This is a genomic window from Nevskia ramosa DSM 11499, assembly GCF_000420645.1.
GTDB classification, from domain to species: domain Bacteria; phylum Pseudomonadota; class Gammaproteobacteria; order Nevskiales; family Nevskiaceae; genus Nevskia; species Nevskia ramosa.
This window is the reverse complement of the sequence record NZ_ATVI01000005.1, coordinates 1,313,469-1,334,035: the sequence shown is the minus strand read 5'-3', so window position 1 is coordinate 1,334,035 and position 20,567 is coordinate 1,313,469. Positions and strand designations below refer to the sequence as shown.

The 20,567-nt window shown below is 63.8% G+C and carries 19 protein-coding genes; 8 read left to right on the top strand and 11 right to left on the bottom strand.

Features of this window, described 5'->3' with window-relative positions:
* The first annotated feature begins 144 nt into the window (after nucleotides 1-144).
* Genes G513_RS24740 through G513_RS0106615 form a run of 4 tightly spaced genes read left to right on the top strand, consistent with a single transcriptional unit; the run spans nucleotide 145 to nucleotide 3,288 of the window.
* The gene (locus tag G513_RS24740) at nucleotides 145-723 is read left to right on the top strand and encodes a carboxymuconolactone decarboxylase family protein (protein ID WP_022976042.1); all 579 of its coding nucleotides are present in this window, start codon (nucleotides 145-147) and stop codon (nucleotides 721-723) included.
* Nucleotides 724-730: 7 nt separating this feature from the next.
* A complete protein-coding gene (locus tag G513_RS0106625) occupies nucleotides 731-1,807 on the top strand; it encodes an oxidoreductase family protein (protein WP_022976041.1) in 1,077 nt (358 codons plus the stop codon).
* Nucleotides 1,808-1,816: 9 nt separating this feature from the next.
* Nucleotides 1,817-2,497, top strand: a complete 681-nt coding sequence (locus G513_RS0106620) for a VOC family protein (protein WP_022976040.1) — start codon at nucleotides 1,817-1,819, stop codon at nucleotides 2,495-2,497.
* Between the two features lie 14 nt (nucleotides 2,498-2,511).
* On the top strand, nucleotides 2,512-3,288 hold the full coding sequence (locus G513_RS0106615) for a glutathione S-transferase family protein (RefSeq protein WP_022976039.1): 777 nt from the start codon (nucleotides 2,512-2,514) through the stop codon (nucleotides 3,286-3,288).
* 455 nt (nucleotides 3,289-3,743) lie between these two features.
* On the opposite strand, the gene G513_RS0106610 is transcribed toward G513_RS0106615, so the two are convergent.
* Nucleotides 3,744-4,913 carry an iron-containing alcohol dehydrogenase gene (locus G513_RS0106610; protein ID WP_028475224.1) on the bottom strand — a complete coding sequence of 390 codons (1,170 nt, stop codon included), beginning with the start codon at nucleotides 4,911-4,913 and terminating at the stop codon, nucleotides 3,744-3,746.
* 2 nt (nucleotides 4,914-4,915) lie between these two features.
* Nucleotides 4,916-5,809, bottom strand: coding sequence for an MBL fold metallo-hydrolase (locus G513_RS0106605; protein ID WP_022976037.1), 894 nt, complete (start codon nucleotides 5,807-5,809; stop codon nucleotides 4,916-4,918).
* 151 nt (nucleotides 5,810-5,960) lie between these two features.
* On the opposite strand from G513_RS0106605, the gene G513_RS0106600 reads away from it, so the two are divergent.
* On the top strand, nucleotides 5,961-7,634 hold the full coding sequence (locus G513_RS0106600; RefSeq protein ID WP_022976036.1) for an AMP-binding protein: 1,674 nt from the start codon (nucleotides 5,961-5,963) through the stop codon (nucleotides 7,632-7,634).
* On the top strand, nucleotides 7,631-9,550 hold the full coding sequence (locus tag G513_RS0106595; protein ID WP_022976035.1) for a flavin-containing monooxygenase: 1,920 nt from the start codon (nucleotides 7,631-7,633) through the stop codon (nucleotides 9,548-9,550). Before G513_RS0106600 ends, G513_RS0106595 begins: the two co-directional genes overlap by 4 nt.
* Here G513_RS0106595 and G513_RS0106590 read toward each other — a convergent pair.
* Complete coding sequence (locus G513_RS0106590) at nucleotides 9,547-10,230, bottom strand: TetR/AcrR family transcriptional regulator (protein WP_169560530.1); 684 nt, start codon at nucleotides 10,228-10,230, stop codon at nucleotides 9,547-9,549. The two genes, G513_RS0106595 and G513_RS0106590, sit on opposite strands and share 4 nt — an antisense overlap.
* 220 nt (nucleotides 10,231-10,450) lie before the next feature.
* Here G513_RS0106590 and G513_RS0106585 point away from each other — a divergent pair, with 220 nt between their 5' ends.
* Nucleotides 10,451-10,903 carry an Hsp20 family protein gene (locus G513_RS0106585; protein ID WP_022976033.1) on the top strand — a complete coding sequence of 151 codons (453 nt, stop codon included), beginning with the start codon at nucleotides 10,451-10,453 and terminating at the stop codon, nucleotides 10,901-10,903.
* A 105-nt stretch (nucleotides 10,904-11,008) separates the two neighbouring features.
* Here the strand turns inward: G513_RS0106585 and map are convergent, their stop codons facing one another.
* From map to G513_RS0106540, 8 genes are all read right to left on the bottom strand, one after another.
* Nucleotides 11,009-11,755 (bottom strand): type I methionyl aminopeptidase, encoded by a 747-nt coding sequence (map, locus tag G513_RS0106580; RefSeq protein ID WP_022976032.1) that lies wholly within the window; start codon nucleotides 11,753-11,755, stop codon nucleotides 11,009-11,011.
* Between the two features lie 34 nt (nucleotides 11,756-11,789).
* A complete protein-coding gene (locus G513_RS0106575) occupies nucleotides 11,790-12,170 on the bottom strand; it encodes a nuclear transport factor 2 family protein (protein WP_022976031.1) in 381 nt (126 codons plus the stop codon).
* 218 nt (nucleotides 12,171-12,388) lie between these two features.
* Complete coding sequence (locus G513_RS0106570) at nucleotides 12,389-12,859, bottom strand: PA2169 family four-helix-bundle protein (protein ID WP_022976030.1); 471 nt, start codon at nucleotides 12,857-12,859, stop codon at nucleotides 12,389-12,391.
* 327 nt (nucleotides 12,860-13,186) lie between these two features.
* Complete coding sequence (locus G513_RS0106560) at nucleotides 13,187-13,972, bottom strand: LytR/AlgR family response regulator transcription factor (RefSeq protein ID WP_022976028.1); 786 nt, start codon at nucleotides 13,970-13,972, stop codon at nucleotides 13,187-13,189.
* A complete protein-coding gene (locus G513_RS0106555) occupies nucleotides 13,969-15,057 on the bottom strand; it encodes a sensor histidine kinase (protein WP_028475222.1) in 1,089 nt (362 codons plus the stop codon). Before G513_RS0106555 ends, G513_RS0106560 begins: the two co-directional genes overlap by 4 nt.
* 60 nt (nucleotides 15,058-15,117) lie before the next feature.
* Entirely contained in the window at nucleotides 15,118-15,987 is an 870-nt protein-coding gene (locus tag G513_RS0106550) for a DUF2306 domain-containing protein (protein WP_245563070.1), read from the bottom strand.
* Between the two features lie 198 nt (nucleotides 15,988-16,185).
* Nucleotides 16,186-16,365 (bottom strand): rubredoxin, encoded by a 180-nt coding sequence (locus G513_RS21730; protein ID WP_022976025.1) that lies wholly within the window; start codon nucleotides 16,363-16,365, stop codon nucleotides 16,186-16,188.
* Between the two features lie 2 nt (nucleotides 16,366-16,367).
* The gene (locus G513_RS0106540; protein ID WP_051144363.1) at nucleotides 16,368-17,561 is read right to left on the bottom strand and encodes an alkane 1-monooxygenase; all 1,194 of its coding nucleotides are present in this window, start codon (nucleotides 17,559-17,561) and stop codon (nucleotides 16,368-16,370) included.
* Between the two features lie 227 nt (nucleotides 17,562-17,788).
* On the opposite strand from G513_RS0106540, the gene G513_RS0106530 reads away from it, so the two are divergent.
* Nucleotides 17,789-20,566 (top strand): winged helix-turn-helix domain-containing protein, encoded by a 2,778-nt coding sequence (locus G513_RS0106530; protein ID WP_169560528.1) that lies wholly within the window; start codon nucleotides 17,789-17,791, stop codon nucleotides 20,564-20,566.
* The last annotated feature ends 1 nt before the right edge of the window (nucleotide 20,567 follow it).

The window sequence follows — 20,567 nt, the reverse complement described above, 5'->3', positions numbered from 1 at the left end:
CCAGTATGGCGCTGCCGATCGCCTTTCATAGTCGGGCGATTCCGGGGTCCGTCCTGGCCCAATCCGATGTCAGTCCTAGCCAATTTCCGTGGCGCCGTCGTCCGTACCATCGTGACCGAGCCCCTGCCTCACCGGAGAAATCACATGCTCGTCGGCACCGTCGAACACCAGAACCTGACGCCGTACCTGCGCAAGATCGCAGACGATCTGTATCCCAAGGTCGATCCCGCGTTCATGCCGCACTTCCAGGAATACATCGGTCTGCTTGGCAATATTCCCAAGCACTGCGAGACCTTCTTCCCGTATTACTTCAGCATCTGGTTCGACAACAAGCTGGGTCCGCGCATCACCGAACTGGCCCGCCTCGCCATCGCGCAGGGCACGCAATGCCAGCTCTGCCAGGCGGTGCGCTACACGGACGAGGTCGACGAGAAGGACATCTCCGCGATTCCCGGCGTGGACGGCAGCACGCTGAACGACAAGGAGCGCGCCGTGGTGCGCTTCGCCACTGCTTTCGGCAACAACCACCATGCGATCACCGAGGAGCATTTCGCCGAGCTGAAGAACTACTTCAGCGACGAGCAGATCACCGAGCTGCTGATGTGGAGCGCGATGGCTCTGGGCCTGGGTCGCATCCTCAAGGTGACGCAACTGGTCAGCGAGAGCTGCCCGCTCCCGGAACCGTCGGCCGTCGCGTGGACACAGTCCCGGAAAGCCGCCTGAGCGCTCCATGACCGAAGCTCTAGCAATCGTGACGCCGGACCAGGTGACACCGGCATGGATCACGCAAGCCCTTTCGCAACGAGGCGTGGACGCCACGGTCGAGAGCCTGCGCATGGAGCAGGTCGGTACCGGCCAGCTCGGCGAGACTCGTCGCTTCCATCTGCAATACAAGGGAACGCTGCCGCCGGAAGCGCCGAAGTCAGTGGTCGGAAAATTTCCCTCGGCGAATGCGGTGGCGGCCGAATCCGGCAAGACCATGGGCTTCTATCGCTCCGAAGTGATGTTCTACCGCGAGCTGGCGCATCGCGCGAAGATCCGCACGCCGGCGGTGTACGTCGCAGAAATCGATCAGGCCAACGACTTCACGCTGCTGCTCGAAGACATGGCGCCCGCGCGCCAGGGCGATCAGTTCAAGGGCTGCACGTTCGACGAAGCGCGCCGCGCGCTCAAGGAAGCGGCGCTGCTGCACGCGGCGTTCTGGAACGACCGGGAGCTGATGGCCCAGCCCTGGCTTTACGTGCCGGAGGGCGCTCAGGGTTTCTACACCACCGAACTGATCGAGCGATCCTGGGATCACGTGTGCAAGCACTACACCGAGTACCTGACGCCCGAGTTCAAGCGCGTGGGTGACAAGTACGTGCGCAATCATGCGTACTGGAATCGCCCGCGCGAGTTCCCGAAGTGTTTTTCCCACAACGATTTCAGGCCCGACAACATGCTGTTCGGCGGCCCCAGCGAACGCATCTGCGTGGTCGACTGGCAGACCAGCAATTTTCTCGGTTCGGGCATGGACGTCGCCTACTTCCTCAGCGGCATCTTCGATCGCGAGACCCGCAAGACTCACGAGCGCGCCCTGCTCAAGGAGTACCACGAGGATCTGCTGCAGCACGGCGTGCGCGACTACAGCTTCGATCACCTGATGCGCGACTACGCGCACTACAGCTTCGCCGTCATCGCCGTGGCCATCGCCGCAACGCTGATCGTCAAGCGCACCGAGCGCGGCGACAAGATGCTCATGCACATGGCGATCGGCGGCGCGCTGCAGGCGCTCGACAATGACGCGCTCGATGATCTGCCGGATTAGGTCTCGCCGATGAAGCTCGCCAAGCAGCATCTGGATCTCGGCCTGTTCACGCGCAACATCGGGCCGCAACGCGCGTTCTGGGAAGGCACTGCGGGCCTGCGCCTGGACCACGAACTGACATTGAAGCCGGGCTGGGTACAACACCGCTTCGACGCCCACGGCTCCGTGATCAAGGTCAACCACTGGGCCGACGAACTGCCGGCGCTGCCGCCCACCGGCTACGTGGGTCTCAGCATCGTCCGCCACGACAGGCAATGGGACGGGACCGACGCAGATGGAAACGTCGTCCGCCTCGTCCCGCCGGGTACGGACGGCCTCACGCGCATCGGCATCACCGTGCGCACACCCGATCCGGCACGGATGATGGCGTTCTACGTCGACGCGATGGAATTCGATCGTATCGACGCGAACACCGCGCGCTGCGGAGACACGCTGTTGTTCGTCAAGGAAGGATCCGGCGGCAGCGAGACCGAGGATTTCATCGGCCTCGGCTACCGCTACCTGACCGTGCAGATCTTCGACGCCGACGCAGCGATGGCCGGGATCATCGCGCGCGGCGGACGGCTGGCACGCACAGCGATCAGCTTCCGCGACGTGGCGCGTTTCGGCTTCGTGAAGGACCCAGACGGCAACTGGATCGAAATCTCGGCGCGGACATCGCTCACCGGAGCGGTGCCGAAGGCGGATTGACGGGGAGAGCCTGCATGACCCGATACATCGAAGTCGCCGAAGCCATGTCCCTGCCGGGCCTGCGCGTCGTGCTGACGCCGGGCATCCCCGGGCCGTTCAGCGAGGCGGCCAAGGGCATCCTGCATGTCAAGAAATTGCCCTACGTGAAGGCTAGACAGGATGTGCTCGGGCCCAATCCCGAACTGTTGCGCTGGACCGCGCAGACCACCGCACCAGTGGCCTGCTGGAACGATGAGCCACCCCGCTGCACCTGGATCGAGCAGCTATTCCTGTTCGAGCGCCTCGCGTCCACACCGCGACTCATTCCGCAGGACTGGGACGAGCGTGTGCTGATGCTGGGTCTGGCGAACGAACTCATGGGCGAGAACGGATTCTCATGGAACCGGCGACACCTGATGGTGCGCGACTTCACGCGGCCGGAGCGCGACGCGACCACGCGTGCGATCTACGAAAAGCTCGGCCGCAAATACTGGTACGGGCCGGAGGTATCGGCGGCTGCCCCAGGGCGCTGCGTCGAGGTTATGCAGCGGTTCACCGCGCAACTCGAGAAACAGCAGGCGCGCGGCTCGCCCTATTTCATGGGCGATTCCCTCACTGCCCTGGACATCTACTGGGCCACCGCTGCAGCCATGCTCGAACCGCTTCCGCCAGATCTTTGCGAGATGGCGCCACTATTCCGCGAGGTGTACACCAACAGCGATCCACTGCTGCGCGCAGCCACCACTCCGATCCTGATGGCACATCGCGATTTCATCTATCGCACGCACCTCGAGCTTCCCCTTCAGCTTTGATGCTTCGGTCATTCCGACGTTTTCATTTCCGTCGAGGGAGACCCCTTTCGACGGCTATGCCGATTTCGCATCGCAGGTCTGGGTTGCCAGCAAAAACGTAGCGATACGACGCCCGCCTGGATCAGCGAATGCGACGTCCCGATTTCAACAGCCGATCTGCGATCCGATAGAGGGGAACGACACGGAGACCTTGGTGGGCATCCGAATCGTCTCAGCCTGCAGCTTGAGGTGCAGTTGCACGAAGGCATCGTGCTGCGATTTCTTGCGCTCGGCGACTCTTAGGAGCAGACGCGCCTGATGGCGGACCTATGCAAGATCCGTCAGCGACTGAACGCTCGGAGCAGCGGCTAGGCGGCAACCCCAAGCGCGAAGAGCTCGCCATTGGCCGTGGCGATGCGCGGCTGACCGGTTCTCCGGCTGGCGATCCAGAGTCTATCCACCGCAGGACTCTCCGCTTAGAGCGCGGTGCTCAGGAACTGGCGGACGGCCTCGAGATCATCGAGGGGACGCGGATTGGTACGCGTCCACAGATCGTGCATCACTGCCTCCGCCAGCCGTGTCAGATCGTGCTCGTGCACACCGACCTCGCCCAGGCTCCGCGGCATGCCCAGGTCGCGGATGAAACGGTCGATGACTTCGCTCGCGGGCTCGCCCGGCTGACCGAGCGCACTGCTGATCCGCGTCTGCCGCGCCGCATTGACCGGCGCGTTGTAGGCCAGGGCGAACGGTGCCATCACGCAGGAGGTATGGCCGTGCGGCACATCGAAAGTGCCGCCGAGTGCATGCCCTGTGGCGTGGCTGATCCCCATCGGCACGCCGGCGATGACTGGGATCATCGACTGCCAGGCACCGATCTGGCACTTGAGCCGCGCCTCCAGGTCATCCGGGTTCTGCTTGACCCGGCGCAGACCTTCCGCCAGCAACTGCAGCGCGCTCGTAGCCAGACCGTCGCAGAAGTCATTGGACAGCAGCGAGCCCAGCGTCTCGCAGGCGTGGTCGATGGCGCGCACCCCGGTGGACAGCCATAGCCACTCGGGTGTGTGGCGCGTCAGCGCCGGGTCGAGGATCACGCTCACCGGCACCATCTGGCGATGCGTGTAGCCCTGCTTGATCCTGATGCGCTCGTCGGTGGCTCCGGAGAGGGGGTTGAACTCGCCGCCGGACAGGGTCGTCGGCACGCAGATCACGCGCACCGACGGGCCTTCGAACGCCGGCCAGTGCAGCTCGCCGGCGTCGGTAACGAGGAAGTGATGGGGCTCGAAATCCTCGTGCCGACGGAAATCATGGCGCAGCGCCAGGGCCACGATCTTGGCGGCATCGGTCACCGAGCCGCCGCCGACCGACACGATCAGATCCGCCTTCGCCTCGCGTGCCATCTCCGTGGCGGTCAACACGCTGGCGCGCGGGACGTGCGGCTGGATGCCCGAGCAGACGCCGGCGCAGCGAGCGCCCAGCGCGGTCTCGATGCGCGCGATCTCGTCGCTCTGCCGGATCAGGCTGTCGCTGACGATCAGGAACACGCGCTGGGCACCCAGTCGATCCGCTTCGGCTTGCAGGGCCTCTGCCGCAGGCAGACCCATCAGCACGCGTTCCGTCGCCGTCTGCTCGAACTGGGCGGTGCGCACGCTCACAGCCCCTGCGGCGCGAAGCCGTCGCTGATCCGGGAGACGCGAACCATGTGATTGCCGGCGAAATGAGCCGGAATCATGATCGCCTCCTCGTGCGCGACGCGTTCCAGCACCGCGCTGCGTGTGGCGCGTGCCTGATCGGCGTTCTCGCAGAAGATGCTGTTCCAGGTCGGGCAGAACACCTGCAGCGGGTGATGCACGATGTCGCCGACGAAGGTTGCGCGCTGGCCGCGGCTCTCGACGGTGATGGTCTGGCTGCCCGGCGTGTGGCCAGGAGCCGGATCGAGCCGCAGGCCGTCCATCAGAATGGTCGGCCCGCGCACGATTTGCGCAAGGCCGCGATCCAGGATCGGCCTGACGCTGTCCTCGAAGAAACCGGCGTTCACCTGTTCGCCGACCATGTTCGGGAAACGCGAGCGGTTCTGCGGATCCCAGTATTCCGCGTCGGGATCGGTGAACACGTACTTCGCGTTCGGGAAGGTCGGCACCCAGGTATCGTCCTGCAGCATCGTGTTCCAGCCGACATGGTCGACATGCAGATGGGTGCAGATGACCAGGTCGATGGACTCGCGGGTAAAGCCGGCGGCCTCCAGCGTCTTCAGGAACGGCGTGTTCAAGCGTGCGAACAAGGGGATGCCCGGGCGGTCCTTGTCGTTGCCGGCACCGGTGTCGATCAGGATGCGCCGGCCATCGAGTTCGATCACGAAGCTCTGCAGGCAGGCGAGCAGCGAATCGGTCTCCAGGTTCAGATAGGCCGGCGGAATGTGTTGACGGACGCGGGCGTAGTCCGCTGCGTCGAAGCCTGCAAAGAGAGTCTGCGGTGTCATGAACAGCCCGGACCACTCCTCGATACGGTGAATGCGGGCATCGCCCAGTTGCAGTGGCTTGTTCATCGGCGTTCTCCTCTCGGTCGTTCTTGTCGGTTGTCCACCACCGAACTCTAGCGTAGTCGAACGTACTTTAAAACTTGTAAACCTACTCATGAGTAGGATAATGTCTGCGGGTTAGCTGCGATCGGCAGCCGACCATGACAGAGACCGCTAGATGACCGCCGCGATCGTGGTGAGCCCTTACCCCGCTGGATCGGCGATCCGGGATTCGCGGATTCCGCCGCGCGACCGTGTGGTCACCTACGATCTGCTGGAGCGGTGGAACCGCGAACAGCCCGACAAGGTGTTTGTGAAGTACGCCGACAACGGCGAAGAGTGGACCTATGGACGCCTGCACGAGTTGAGCTGGCAGACCGCTCTTGGCCTCCAGCACCTCGGCGTCCAGCAAGGCGATACCGTGCTGGTCTGGCTGCCCAATGGTCGGGAGTGCCTGCGCGTGTTCTTCGCTGTGCAGTTGCTCGGCGCCGTGTTCGTGTCGATCAACACGGCCTACAAGAGTGCCCTGCTCGCGCATGTGATCGATAACGCCAATGCGAGGATCGCGATCGTCCATGCGGAGCTGGTCGCCCGCTTGTGCGAGGTCGACACCGCGTGCCTGCAGACCCTCATCGTGGTCGGCGGGCCTGCCGAAGCACCGGCCCGGCTCGACGTTGTGGCGTATGCGGATGCATTGCTGCCTCCGGCTGGAACGGTCGCGGCGCCGCTATGCGCCATCGAGCCCTGGGATCCCTGTGCCGTGATCTACACCTCGGGCACCACCGGGCCGTCGAAGGGCGTGTTGTGCTCGTACCTGCATCTGTACAGCAATGCCGGCCCGGAAACCTGGCCTTTCCTTACGGCAGAGGACCGCTATCTGGTCAACATGCCGATGTTTCACATCGGCGGCATCGGCGGCATCTACGTGATGTTTGCGCGTGGCGGCTCGGTGAGCTTCGTCGACCGCTTCGACACCGCCCGATTCTGGTCGGTGATTCGCGCCACGGGGACCACCGCGACGTTTCTGCTTGGCGTCATGGCGACCTTTCTCGACAAGCAGCCGCCGTCGCCGACAGACCGCGACCATCCGCTGCGCCTGGCACTGATGGTGCCGCTCGGCGGTGACATCGCCGCGTTTTCAAAGCGCTTTGGCTTGATCATCTACACGATCTTCAACATGACCGAGGTGTCCTCGCCGATCGTCTCCGGGCCGAATCCCGCCGTCCGCGGAACCTGCGGCCTGCCGCGACCAGGCGTCGAGGTCCGGCTGGTCGATGGCCATGATTGCGAGGTCGCCACCGGCGAGGTCGGCGAGATGATGGTTCGCACGGACCGTCCCTGGGCGATGAACAGCGGCTACCACCGCAATCCGGAGGCGACGGCCAAGGCCTGGCGCAATGGCTGGTTCCATACCGGCGATGCCTTCCGTCGTGACGAGAGCGGCCACTTGTTTTTCGTCGATCGCGTCAAGGATGCGATCCGCCGCCGCGGCGAGAACATCTCCTCCTTCGAAGTGGAGGCCGATGTGGTGCTGCATCCCGGCGTGCAGGAAGCGGCCGCCATTGGCGTACCCAGCGAACTCGGCGAGGAAGACGTGATGATCGTGGTGGCACCGGTTGTGGGGGCGACGATAGATCCGCCCGAGTTGCTCGAATTCCTGCGCGCGCGGATGGCTCATTTCATGATTCCTCGCTACATCCGCATCGTTCCGGCGCTGCCCAAGACGCCGACGGCAAAGGTGCAGAAGCACGAGCTGCGGCGCATCGGGGTGACTGCCGATACCTGGGATCGCGAACAGGTCGGCATCAAGGTCCGGATCGACGTCATCGGCCGCAAGGAACCACTGCAATGAGCATCGAGATGATGGCGGAGCGTGCGCTGGCCAAGGCTTCCATCCCCACCCTGCTGGCCTGTCTGGCGCACCTCACCGGAGAGCGGCGCTGGATTGCCGCGCCGTATCTGCCGAAGCGGGATATTTCCCTGTTCCCGGATCCCAGCGGTGGTCTGTCCGAGCCTCTGCAGGCGGAGATCCGTGCGGCGGCAGCGCAGCTGATGAAGGCGCTGCAGGACGGCCATCGTCAGCCGGCAGCGCCACCCGATGACGCCTTCATGCGCGAGATCATGAGCGTTTCGCTTGGCGAGGACGTGGCGGCCGAATACGTGCCGATGATCCGCGAGGAGATGGGGCTGGCGGATCGGCGCGTGCACCTCTCGGTGCCGGCTGCGGCGGCGGCCAGGTCGCTCGACGTGCTGGTCATCGGTGCCGGCATCTCCGGGCTCTGCGCGGCGGTGCGCCTGGCGGAAATGGGCATCCCGTTCCGCATCGTCGAGAAGAGCGCCGATCTCGGAGGCACCTGGCTCGACAACGATTATCCGGAAGCCGGCGTCGACACACCGAATCACTTCTACTCGTACTCGTTCGAGCCCAATGTCGACTGGTCCGGCAATTACGCCAAGCGGGGCGAAGTGCTGGCCTATCTGCGCAACATGGCGGAGCGCCGTGACCTGCGGCGGCACATCCGTTTCGGCATCGAAGTCCTGGCGCTGCACTGGCACCAGGATCGCCAGCAATGGCAGATCGACCTCCGCGATGCCGAGGGCCGGGTGTTCGAGGAATGGGCGTCGGTCGTGATCAGCGCCGTCGGCCAGCTCAATCGGCCGAAGATGGCGGCATTCCCGGGCATGGAGACCTTCGCCGGCAGCTGGTGGCATTCCGCGCGCTGGCCGGCGGACGCAGACCTGGCGGGCAAGCACGTCGCGGTGATCGGCACCGGTGCCAGCGGCATGCAGTTCCTGCGCAGCGTCGCGGCGGAAGCGGCGAAGGTCACGGTGTTCCAGCGTTCACCGCAATGGGCACGACCCGATCCGGACTATCACGGCAAGGTCAGCGACGAGACGCGCTGGTTGCTGCGGCATATGCCCTGGTACTACGCCTGGTATCGCTTCAGCCTGATCTGGCGGTTCGGCGATGGCCTGCTGCGAACCCTCAGGCACGATCCGGAGTGGCCGCATCCCGAGCGCGCCATGAATCATCGCAATGATCGGCATCGCGAGGCGATGACCCGTTATTTGCTGTCCGAGCTGGAAGGACGCGATGACCTGATCGCCAAATGCCTTCCGGATTATCCGCCCTACGGCAAGCGGATCCTGGTCGACAACGGCTGGTATCAGGCGCTGCGCCGCGACAACGTAGAACTGATCACCGAGGCCGTGCAGTGCGTCGACAACGGTCAGCTGCTGACCACCGGACGACGGGTCGTCAAGCCGGACGTCATCATCCTGGCCACCGGCTTCGAAGCCGGAAAGATGCTGGCCCCGATGGACATCCGCGGGCGCTCCGGTGTGCCGCTGCGGGAGCGCTGGGGGGACGATAACCCGATGGCCTACCTGGGCACCACGGTCGCCGATTATCCGAATCTGTTCGTGATCTCCGGCCCGAACACCGGCCTCGCTCATGGCGGCAGCCTGATGTTCATGAGCGAGTGCCAGATGCGCTACATCGGCGGTTGCCTGAAGGCGATGATCGAGGGCGATATGGGTGCCGTCGAGGTTCGGCAGGCGGTTCAGGACGACTATTGCCGTCGTGTTGACGAGGAACACGCGCAACTGGTGTGGACGCACGGCGGCATGCGCAACTGGTACCGCAATGATCGCGGCCGGGTGTTCTCGCCGGTGCCTTGGCGGTTGGTCGACTACTGGGCGATGACCCGTGAACCGAATCTGGCTGACTACATGGTGACGCCGAAAAGCCGCGCGACTGCGGCCTAGCTCGCGCCGACGGCTTTCAATGCAAGTCCGGCCATGCCGTCGCATAGAGCATCGATCGACAGCCGGCCATTCTCGCGATACCAGGTGTACGCCCAGTTGATCATGCCGCCGATCGCCAGCGAACAGAGGCGCACGTCGTCGATCTGGAATTCCCCTTTGTCCACGCCCTCCTGAAGCAGCTGCGCCAGCAGGTCGTCGAACTCGCGGTGCATCGTCTCCAGCGGCGCACGAATCTCGGCATCGAAGTTCTTCTGCTCGCGGAAGAAGATCGCTGTGTAGCGTTGTGCGGCGACGATGGTGCGAACGATGGCCTTGACCGCCTCGCTCAGCCGTTCGGTCGTCGTTCCGTCGGCGGCAAGCGCGCGCCTGAGGATCTCGTTGCCGTCGGTGATGCCGCGCTTGCTGATTTCGAACAGCAGTTCGGCCTTGTCCTTGTAGTGGTAGTAGATGAACGGCTTGGTCACGCCCAGACGTTCGGCGACACGGTCCAGCGTCGTCCGCTGATAGCCGATCTCGTAGAACAGTTCCGCGGTGACCTTGAGGATCTGCTCGCGCTTGAAGGCCTGGACCTGATCGCGCATCGAAACGGCAGGCGCCGGGACGCGCGGCGCGTCGACCACCGGCTTGTCGCGCGCCGCTGCTTTGGCGACGCCGGCTTTCCGGCTTGCAGGCTTGCTCACCGCCATTAAGGCCACTCAATAAGAAAGAAGTACTGACGAGTAGAATAACGGAAACCCGGATCAATCCGGAACTCGCCCTTCCCGTCAACGCCGACCGTGCGGCGGCGTCGACAAATCCCTCTTGAAACGAAAAACGGCAGCCATAAAATCCTGTTCGTCGGGATGCTGCAGCTCGGGTTCCGACACACACCACTTCGCTAATCGTCAGGAGGTTATTGTCATGAACAGCTTTTCCCTTGCTCCGCTGTATCGCTCCACCATCGGCTTCGACCGCTTCAACGATCTCGTCGAGTCCGCATTGCGCGTCGAATCGACCAGCTATCCGCCGTACAACGTCGAGAAGAAAGGTGAGGACGAGTACCGCATCGTCGTTGCCGCTGCGGGCATGTCGGACGAAGATCTGGATATCCAGGTCGAGAAGGACGTGCTCACCATCGGCTCGATCAAGCGCGATATCGCCGAAGAGACGCAGTACCTGCATCGTGGCATCGCGCAGCGCGCGTTCAAGCTGAGCTTCCGCCTCGCCGACTACATCGAGGTGCAGAACGCCACCCTGAAGAACGGCCTGCTCAGCGTCGACTTGGTTCGCCGTATCCCCGAGTCGGCCAAGCCTCGCCGGATTGCGGTGAACGGTGTGGTGTCGAAGCTCGTCGCGGTCGAAAAGGCAGCCTGAGGTCCTTGCGTCAAGGCCCGACACCGCGTCAGCGGTGTCGGGCCTTCTGCTTGGTGTTAGGCAGCGAGAGCAGCCGACCCCGCCAGCGGGCTATTGGGTCGCACCTCAGTGCTGAGTGACGACGATGGGCTCGCCTCTGGTGATGATCATCGTGTGCTCGTACTGCGCCGACAAATTGCCAGCCGCGCCAACCAGGGTCCAGCCGTGGGACGCCTCGGTCACCACACGGCTCTTCGTTGATAGAAAGGGTTCGATGGTGATCACCATGCCCTCTTTCAGGAGGCGCTTGTCCGTCGGATCGAAGTAGCCGGGAATGTACTCGGGCGCTTCATGAAGGGCGCGACCAACCCCGTGGCTGCCGAGATTCTCGATGACCCTGAAGCCGTAGGTCTTCGCCGTTCCCTCGATTGCCGCGCCGATGCCATTGATGGGCCGGCCCGCACGAGCCTGCTTCATCGCTTGCTGCAGGGCCGTGCGCGTCGCATGGCACAAGCGCGTCTTCTGCGGATTGGTCGGCGGCACGATCTTCGTTCCGCCGGTATCGGCGAAGTAGCCGCCTAGCTCGGCGGAAACATCGACGTTCAAGACGTCGCCAGCTCGAATCACGCGATCACCCGGGATGCCGTGTGCGGCTTCCTCGTTGATGCTGATGCAGGTTGAACCCGGGAAGTTGTAGGTGAGCTTCGGCGCCGATCGCGCACCGTGTCGCCCCAGCAGCTGCTCGCCGAGCGAATCCAGCTCGCGCGTGGTCATGCCGGGTTCGGCGGCATCGAGCATGTCCTGAAGCACGGACGAAACGATCTTGCCGATACGCCTGAGTGCCGCGACGTCGTCTTCGGTTTCGATGGTCATGTGATTTCCAGTCTGAGACGTGAGGGACCGCTGCTCAGGCGCGGCGATCGGGTGATGGCGGCGCACAGACTTCCATCTTCTGGATCAGGCCTTGCTCCAACGTGAAGCGATGACCGACGTGCTCGTCGGCCAGTACGGCTCCGGCCAGATCGCGCACTACCTGATGGACCTCGACCAGGATGCAGCCACCGTCCGGGTGGAAGGCCAGTGGCTCTACATGCGGATTGATCTCGCCCCACTGCTCCGTCCAATAAGCACGCACGGCTTCCTGGCCTCGGACAAAGCCGCCCTTGAATGCGCGCGGCCAAGCCACGTCCGCCGTCATCGTGGCCAGGGCCGCGGCGGTGTCGCGAGCATTGAAGCCTGTGTATGCGGCGCGGAGCAGCTCGATTGTTGATGCAGCCAGATTGGGCATAGAGAGGCCATGAAAGACCGCAAACCGCGGTGAGCAATTGCGACATTTTGCCGCATCTGCAGAACCTGAAAGTTCTGGAGGCGTCCCACGCAAATCGGGCACGACCAGTGTTACTGGACGTGCCCGATGGTCTTCAAGGTTCAGTCATGCGCCAATCGTGACAACAGCTTGCCGCGATCCCGTTACGGATCAGCCGATCAACCCTTCACTGAAACGACTCAGATCGTTTCGGCCTCGCGATGCTGATTGCGCAGTTCGCGGATGCGGTCATGGTGGACCTTGGCACCATCGCACTGGCGCTGCAGCAAGTCCCGGACTTCGCCTGACATCGGCGCCTGCATGGCCTTGATGTACTCGGCCTTCGCATGATCTTCGCCGCGCTCGCATTCTTCGAGCAGCGCCAGATCGTCATCACCGCTCATCGAAGCCTTGAGGTTCAACCAGCCGCGATGCAGGGCACCGGCCGCCGTGCCACTAGTTTCCGGCGTGCCGCCGAGGTTGATGACGCAGGCCTGAAGTTCGGCAGCGCTCTTTTCGCAGTCCGCTGCGTAGCTTTCCAGCAGCGTGCGAAGTTCAGGCGCATGGGCGTGGCCGGCAGCCTTGCTGAAGCCTTTCTGGCCGTCCTTGCTGGTTTCGATGAGGCTGTTCAACACCGAAATGGTTTCTTTCAGCTTGTTTTCGCTGGACATGAGTTCTTCTCCATGAGTGGTGCGGCGGGACATCGGGCGGGGATTCGCCAGGATTGTCGGGGCCGGCTTTTCAAGTCATGAAACGGACGTTCCGGAGACGAACGGCGACTCATTGAAGGTCTTGATGGCGTCGTGCGTCTCGCCCTGTTGGTTGATCACAAAGGGTGCCTGCCCTGAGGTTTTTCTCGAAATCCCCGCAAATCAAACGTTTGCGGCACTCGTCGGCGATGACGGATGCGAGATCGACACTTTTACCGGTAGACATGCCACGCGAAGCCCGCAATTACTCGCGCTGATGTGACGCGCTCGGAAGAACGCCGACGCCGACTACATCTGCCGAAAGAGATGCAGGTAGCTTCGGCTCACCGGCAGGATCTCCACGCGGCCCTTGAGATGAATGTGGGCGGTCTCGTTGAGGCTGCGGGTGACATGGCTGATGGCGCGCAGGTTCACCACCACGGCGCGATGCACCTGCGCGAAGTGCGATGCATCGAGCTGGCCGAGCAGGTCTTTCAACGGCGTGCGGATCAGCCCCTCGCCCGGCTTGCCGTCTTCACCACGCCAGGCGACCAGCGTGTACTTCTCGTCGGAGCGCAGGAAATCGATGCGCTCCACCGGCACCAGGCGCAGGGTCGATCCGATCGACACATGCACCCAACGCAGCGGCGCCGGCACTGCATCCTTGCGCAGGTGTTCGGCCAGCAGCGACAGCAGCGCCGTGGTATCGGGCAAGGGTTTCGCTGCCAGCAAGCGCTCGCGAAGCCGCACGATCGTTGCTTCGAGACGTTCCACTTCGACGGGTTTGATCAGGTAATCGAGTGCGCCTTGTTCGAAGGCCTGCACCGCGTACTGGTCGTAGGCGGTGACGAACACCAGATGCGCGCGCCGTCCGATGACGCGCGCCGCTTCCATCCCGGACAGGCCGGGCATGTGCACGTCGAGAAAGCAGACATCCGGCTTCAAGGCTTCGAACTGTTCCACGGCCTCACGGCCGTTGCGCACCTGGGCGACGACATTCAGTTCGGGCCAGGCCGCCGCAAGCATGCGCACCAGGGCCTTGCGGAGCAGTGGTTCGTCATCGGCGACCAATGCCGTGGGACGCCGATTGTTCATGAAAGCGTCTCGCGCGCCGGGAAATCCAGTTCGGCGCGCACGCCGTGCGGCGCCAGCGAGGCCAGCCGCAACTGCGCATCGCCGGCGAAGACCAGCTGCAGACGTTCCCGCAAGGTCGACAAGCCGGTGCCCAGGCCCTCGCCAGCCGACGACCGCAGGCCGACACCGGTATCGCTGACCTCGGCGTGGCAGCGGCCGTCGCGCAGCCGTACCTGCACGTCGATGCGGCCACCCTCTTCGCAGGGATCGATGCCGTGCCGCACGGCGTTCTCGACCAGCGTCAGCAGCATCATCGGCGGGCACTGAAGGTTCAGGGCCAGCTGGTCGACCTGCAGGCTGAACTGCAGACGATCGGGCATGCGCATGTGCATCAACGCCAGATAGTCGCGGACCAATTGCATTTCCTGGCCGATGGTCGTGGCGGGTTCGTGCAGGCGCGGCACGGCGGCGCGCAGATAGCCGATCAGATGATCGAGCACGGTGGCGGCCTGCGGCGAACCGGAATCGACCAGCTCTCGCAGATTGGCGAGCGTGTTGAAAAGGAAGTGCGGCTCCACCTGCGCCTGCAGCAGGCGCAGCCGTGAGTCGAGCGCCTGACGTTCCAGTTCGCTGCGTTCGAGCTCGAAGGCCAGCGCCTGACTGTGCGCCGCGAAATCGCGCTGGCGGAACAGCGCCGCCACGGTGATCCACGGCGCGGTGAGCAGCCCGACCATCGCGAGCTTCGCCATGCCGCCGAGGCGATCGTTGTTCTTCCAGAGCGGCATCGCGTCGCCTTGCGTCACTGCCAGGTAGATCGCGAGCGCGGTGAACGGGATCACCACCGCCACGCCGATCACCTGCAGCACCCAGCGCGCAAGCCATCGCGGCAGTCGTTTCGGCCAGCGTTCGAACAGTCCGAAAGACAGCAGGCAGACGACACCCAAGCTCAGGAAACGGCCGAGGACTTCGATCAGTGACAGCCCGGTGTACGACGGGCTGACGATCAGCCCCAACAATGCCGATGAACCGAGCGCGATCTGGATGCGGCGCCAGCCGAGCACCCGTGCAAGACCTCGCAGACGTGGATTAGTGGGCTCGGTGGGCATGGGGTGACGATAGCAATGATCGCGAGCGCGGTGCCTTGCTGAGTGCCCGTCAGCGACCCGCTACTGCAGGCGCGGCAACCACATGATCATCGAGGCGCCGAAGACGCCGACGGCGGTTACCGCGGTCATCGCCACCAGTCCCCCGGCCATCGCGAAATGCTGCCGCGAGCCTGCCCGCTGTGCGCGAAAGTAAAGCTCGAGCAGTGCCAGTGGAAACAGGTATTGCCCGAACGCGATGCCCGTCAGCGCCGGCCCGCGAAAGGTCTGCGGATCGAAGCCGACCGGACCCTGGTTGACGAGAATCCAGAACATCAGGCCGACCCGGAAGAACCAGACGCCGCTCACTGCGAGGAAGAAGCGCAGTGCCCAGCGGCGATGACGATCGAGTCTTCGAGCCATCGCCTCGCGCACGGCCATGACGCCAAAGCCGATGATCAGCAGGGCGTTGATGCTTGTTGACAAGTGCTGAAGCACATCGCCGCCGGTGTTGCGCGTCCAGACCATGTACAGCCCGCCGAGACTCATCAGCAACGCCGAAGCCAGGTACAGGCGCCCGTTCCAATGATGAAAGCGCGGCCACAGCCTGCGCACCGCCGGTGTCAGCTGCAGCGCACCGCTGATGACGATCACCACCACGAAGACCAGATGCAGCGACAGATTGAGATTGCCCAGCGTGTCGCGGGCCATGTAGCCCTTCGGCAACACCTTGTTCCAGGTTTCGAATTCGCCCTTCATCGCCGCACGACCATAGAAGCCGACCACATAAGCAGCCATCGCAAGCTGCCCCAGCACGGTCACCACGAACCAGAAGGCCGCTGCAGCGCGCAAGGCGGCCACCGCCGCACGGGACGGCGCAGCGCTCGGCGTTGCCGTGCGTGAATCGTCGAGTCGTCCCGCGATTGCAGTTTGAGTCGTGATACTGGATTGCACGGCCATCGCTCTGGTCCCCCGTTCATGCGCGCACGGCTGTGCGATGAACGAAGTCTCAGCAGCGACAGGGATCAGCAGAAGTCCTCATGAGACGAACTGCTGTTCCGGGCCGCCCAGCCACGCCTCAGAGCGACGAGTGGCTGGCGCTCCATTGATCGAAACTCGGCTTTTGCGACGACCTTCCGAAACGGAGTGACGCTACTCGGATGCGAGCCCGTCGACTTCGACGAAATCCGCCTTGTCGCGAACAGCGCAATCGGCACAGGCCCAATCCTCCGGCACCAGGCGCCAGGGCGTGCCCGGCTTGAAGCCCTCGTGCTCATCGCCCTTTTCCTCGTCGTACACATACCCGCAGCCGGGGCAGCGATAGCGCGCCATGATCAGGCTCCCGCCGCAGATTTCTGGGCGGCACCGTACCGGGCCAGGATCTGCTCCCGCTTGCTCGGCTGAATGTTGACCCGGGTGATGTCGCCGCTGTAGACCGCGAGCACGCGCTTATCCATCACCGCACGCCAGAGTGGCGGGAAATAGCTCAAGGTGAAGCACAGCGGATAGCCCGAGGGCAGCTCAGGCGCCTTGTCGCTGCGCAGCGCCTGATAGCAGCGGGTCGGCCGCGCGTGATGGTCCGAGTGGCGCTGCAGGTGGTACAGCATCAGGTTGGAGATGACGTGGTCGGCGTTCCAGGAGTGCTCGGGGCGGCAACGCTCGAAGCGGCCATCCGGCAGCTGCTGGCGCAGCAGGCCGTAGTGCTCGATGTAGTTGGAGGTCGACAGGAACTGCCAGCCCCAGAACGTCGAGATCAGCAGGAACGGAATGATCACGGGCCCGAGCAGCAACAGCGCCGTGCCATAGAGCAAGGCGGTGATCGAGAAAGACTGCAGCAACTCGTTGGACGGGCTCCACGGGCTCTTGCCGCCACGGGCCAGACGGGCTTTCTCATCGTGCCAGGCGCGACTCAAGGCACCCGGGATCTCGCGCAGCACGAAGGCGTACAGCGATTCTCCGAAGCGCGAGGAAGCCGGATCATTCGGTGTCGCCACGTCCTTGTGATGGCCACGATTGTGCTCGGCGGAGAAATGCCCGTAAGCCGGCACCGCGAGCACGACCTGGGCGAGACGTTTCTCGAAGCGGCCGGTCTTGTGTCCGATCTCGTGCCCCACAACCAGCGCCAGACCATTGGTCAGCGCCACGGACAGGCTGACGCCCAGATACCCGACCCAGCTGTAATCCTGTGTCGCCACCGCCCAGACGCCGACGATCCAGGTCACATAGAACAGCGGGATCGAGGCGTAGACCAGGAACTTGTAATAGCGATCCGACTCCAGGCTGGGCACCGCGGCGTCAGAGGGATTGCGGGTGTCGCGGCCTACCAGCCAGTCGGCGACCGGCAGCACGGCGTACCAGAGGATGGGCGTGATCCACAGCCAGAGATTTTGGCTCGTGGTTGCCGCGAGGTAAACGCCCAGCACCGGCGAAATCGCGACCAGCAGCGGCAGCCACCACCAGTGGCGCTTGTCGTCCCGGTAGGTGGACTGTGGCGCCGTGTCAGCCGCGGCCATTGGGGAATTGCTCATCATCGGTCTCCATCCGGTGCAAGTGGCTGCGCCCGTGTAGCCCGGGCGCCTGCCCAACCGTCTGACGGCTGCCTGCGGCATGCCGTGACGGAAAGGTCATGGCAAGAGAGTAAGGATGTGTTCCGGTCAAAAAACCGATCCAAGGATGGGTGCGCTGCGGATGGTCAGCGGCGACGATGGCCTCCTATGATCCGTGACCCCGCCCCAGGCTTCCGATGAACAGCCAGATGACACAGCCCGACCTGGGCGCACTGCACGAGGGCCTGATCGCCAGCAAGCTGGCACCGCCGATGCAGGACCCGCGTGCCATCTCGCGGGCAGGCTTCGTGGCCAGGGCGGTTGACGGGCTGCCACTGCGCAGGCTGATCGTCATCGTCGCACCGGCGGGCTCCGGCAAGTCGAACCTGATGACCGAGTTGCATCACGCTTTCGTCGAGCAACAAGTTGCGGCGACCTGGCTGGGTCTGGATGCCGAAGACAACGATCCAGCCACCTTCGCGCTTTACTTCATCAGCGCGCTGCAAGCCATCGAACCCGGATTTGCCCGAGACGAGCTGACCGCGCTCGGTGCCAATCCGGTGCGCGACTACGACACGCTGTTCGACCGTCTCGGCAACCGTCTGAGTGCATTGTCGACACCGGGCGCCATTTTTCTCGACGACTTCCAGCACCTCTCCGACCCCGGAATCCTGCGCTTCCTCGATCGCCTCGCCGCGCATCTGCCGCACCATCTTTCCCTGGTGATCGCGAGCCGGCATCGGCTCCCGCTTCATCTGGCGAAGCTGCTGGTATCCGGCCTGGTCACCGAGATTGGTCAGGAGGATCTCAACTTCAGCAGCTCGGAAGCCGAGGAGTTCCTGAGCCGTTATCACCAGCTGCAACTGTCGAGCAGCGATCTGCAATCGCTGATCGATTCCACCGAAGGCTGGCCCACTGGCGTGCAGTTGGCGGCTCTGGCGCTACGCCGGCACAAGGGACCGGCGGCAGAACTGATCAGCACCTTCTCCGGCCGCGATCTCGACTTGACGCGCTACCTGGTGGAGTCCGTGCTCCAAGCGCAGCCCGAGCATGTTCGCTCTTTCCTGCTGCAAACCTCGCCGTTGCGGCGGATGCGCGCCGATCTTTGCGCGGCAGCCACACAACAGGGCGATGCCCAGGCGATGCTCGATTACATCGGCCAGGCCAATCTGTTTCTGATCGCGCTCGATCGCGAAGGTCAGTGGTACCGCTATCACCACCTGTTCGCTGAATTTCTCCAGCACGCATTTCGCAAGATCGATCCAGCGGGCTACCGCGACGCCTGCTTTCGCGCCGCCCAATGGTGTGAGGTCAACGGCTATCCGACCGAGGCCATCCGCTATGCGCTCGACGCCGAACACTTCGAGCTGGCCGCTGACTTGATCGCGCACCACGCGATACGCGCCTCATTGTTTCGTGGCGATCACTACACCGTGCGTGACTGGATACGCCTGTTGCCGGTCGAGTTCCACACGCGCAGGCCCGAGATTCTGCTGAGCCATGCCTGGTCCTGCGCCTTTTCCAGAGACACGACACGGGCAATGGAAGTGTCTCAGCGGGCGATCGATCTGCTGTCGGCGGAACAGCCGCGTGCCTGGGACTTGTCGACGAGCGAGCGCGATCGCTGGCTGCTCTGGGCGCATACCGTGCAGGCCGCCACCAAGGCTTGCTCGGATGACATCGACGACTGCTTGACACGCGCTACTGCACTGTTTGCCCAAGTGCCGGGAACCGAGCCCTTCCTGATCGCGACACTGTCGAATTGCCTCAGCTATGGCTACTTCGCGCTGCGCAATTTCGAGCGCAGCCGCGAATACGCACTTTCGGCGCACGAGCAGGGTCACCGTGCCGACGCGGCTTATCTGTCTGCCTGGGGCGATTTCCTGCACGGCATGATCGACGTCGAACTCGGCCAGCTGCGGGCCGCCAGCAGCCTGGGTCAACGCGTGCACCGGGACTCTCAAGGTCTCGGCCTCGGACAGCAGAGTTACGTCGCCGGGCTATCGGCGCTGCTGGATGCAGAGATTGCCGTCCAGCATTGCGACTTCGATCGCGCCATGACCCATATCGAGATGGGCCGCGCCTTCAAGGAAATCTTCGGCCCGGTGGAACCGCAGCTTGTGGCGCTGCGCAACGAAGCAAGGCTGCACGCTTCTCGGAACCGGCTGGATCTCGCCGTCCAGGTATTGCAGGAAGGCCAGGATGCGGCCTTGCGCGAACAACACCGCAGGCTCTACCTGGCACTCGCCCAGGAGGAAGCCTCGCTGCAAATCACCGCCGGCGATATCACCGGCGCGGCTGCGACGGCACGGCGCACCCGGCTGCTTGATGCTGAATCCGGCAACGACATTGCTTCGCGCGCACAGCGGGATGCGCTGAAGCTGATGGAGGCGCGCTTCAAGCTGGCCTACGGCGACGCGAAGTCGGCGCTACGCCTGCTGACCACGCTGCAACAGACGCGCGGCGCCGAATCCTGCGGCGGATTTTTTTTGACCGTGACCACGCACCGCGCGATTGCACTATGGGATCTCGGCCAGCAGAAGGAAGCCGCGCGCCAGCTCAATCGCGCACTGTCTGCCGCAGCGGCAGAGTTCCACGCTTATCCGATCTTCGCCGCGGGCCGTCCGCTGCTACCGGTGCTGGCCTTCATCAGTGAGCGGCGAGCCGATGCCTCAACGCAAGACCTCAAGCCGCTGCTCGATCTGCAGCAGTGGCTGGCATCGAATCTCCGCGGTGACCGTGGAGCCATTCATACAGAAGAAGCCTTCCCCGCTAGAGCTGCGACGGAGACAGTCGAATCACTGACGAGTCGTGAGATCGAACTGCTCCGTCTCCTGCAGGCTGGATTGACCAATCAGAAGCTGGCGGACGCGCTGCTGGTATCGGTGCCGACCATCAAATGGCATCTGCACAACATCTACAGCAAGCTGGCGGTCGGCAGTCGAGGCGCAGCGGTGGCCGCCGCGGTGCGCCTGGCCTTGATCTGAT

What these genes read in the sequence shown, in the direction of transcription:
- G513_RS24740 (WP_022976042.1), top strand. Translation starts at nt 145, where the DNA reads ATGCTCGTCGGCACCGTCGAACACCAGAACCTGACGCCGTACCTGCGC.
- G513_RS0106625 (WP_022976041.1), top strand. Translation starts at nt 731, where the DNA reads ATGACCGAAGCTCTAGCAATCGTGACGCCGGACCAGGTGACACCGGCA.
- G513_RS0106620 (WP_022976040.1), top strand. Translation starts at nt 1,817, where the DNA reads ATGAAGCTCGCCAAGCAGCATCTGGATCTCGGCCTGTTCACGCGCAAC.
- G513_RS0106615 (WP_022976039.1), top strand. Translation starts at nt 2,512, where the DNA reads ATGACCCGATACATCGAAGTCGCCGAAGCCATGTCCCTGCCGGGCCTG.
- G513_RS0106605 (WP_022976037.1), bottom strand. Translation starts at nt 5,809, where the DNA reads ATGAACAAGCCACTGCAACTGGGCGATGCCCGCATTCACCGTATCGAG.
- G513_RS0106600 (WP_022976036.1), top strand. Translation starts at nt 5,961, where the DNA reads ATGACCGCCGCGATCGTGGTGAGCCCTTACCCCGCTGGATCGGCGATC.
- G513_RS0106595 (WP_022976035.1), top strand. Translation starts at nt 7,631, where the DNA reads ATGAGCATCGAGATGATGGCGGAGCGTGCGCTGGCCAAGGCTTCCATC.
- G513_RS0106585 (WP_022976033.1), top strand. Translation starts at nt 10,451, where the DNA reads ATGAACAGCTTTTCCCTTGCTCCGCTGTATCGCTCCACCATCGGCTTC.
- map (WP_022976032.1), bottom strand. Translation starts at nt 11,755, where the DNA reads ATGACCATCGAAACCGAAGACGACGTCGCGGCACTCAGGCGTATCGGC.
- G513_RS0106575 (WP_022976031.1), bottom strand. Translation starts at nt 12,170, where the DNA reads ATGCCCAATCTGGCTGCATCAACAATCGAGCTGCTCCGCGCCGCATAC.
- G513_RS0106570 (WP_022976030.1), bottom strand. Translation starts at nt 12,859, where the DNA reads ATGTCCAGCGAAAACAAGCTGAAAGAAACCATTTCGGTGTTGAACAGC.
- G513_RS0106560 (WP_022976028.1), bottom strand. Translation starts at nt 13,972, where the DNA reads ATGAACAATCGGCGTCCCACGGCATTGGTCGCCGATGACGAACCACTG.
- G513_RS0106555 (WP_028475222.1), bottom strand. Translation starts at nt 15,057, where the DNA reads ATGCCCACCGAGCCCACTAATCCACGTCTGCGAGGTCTTGCACGGGTG.
- G513_RS21730 (WP_022976025.1), bottom strand. Translation starts at nt 16,365, where the DNA reads ATGGCGCGCTATCGCTGCCCCGGCTGCGGGTATGTGTACGACGAGGAA.
- G513_RS0106540 (WP_051144363.1), bottom strand. Translation starts at nt 17,561, where the DNA reads ATGAGCAATTCCCCAATGGCCGCGGCTGACACGGCGCCACAGTCCACC.
- G513_RS0106530 (WP_169560528.1), top strand. Translation starts at nt 17,789, where the DNA reads ATGACACAGCCCGACCTGGGCGCACTGCACGAGGGCCTGATCGCCAGC.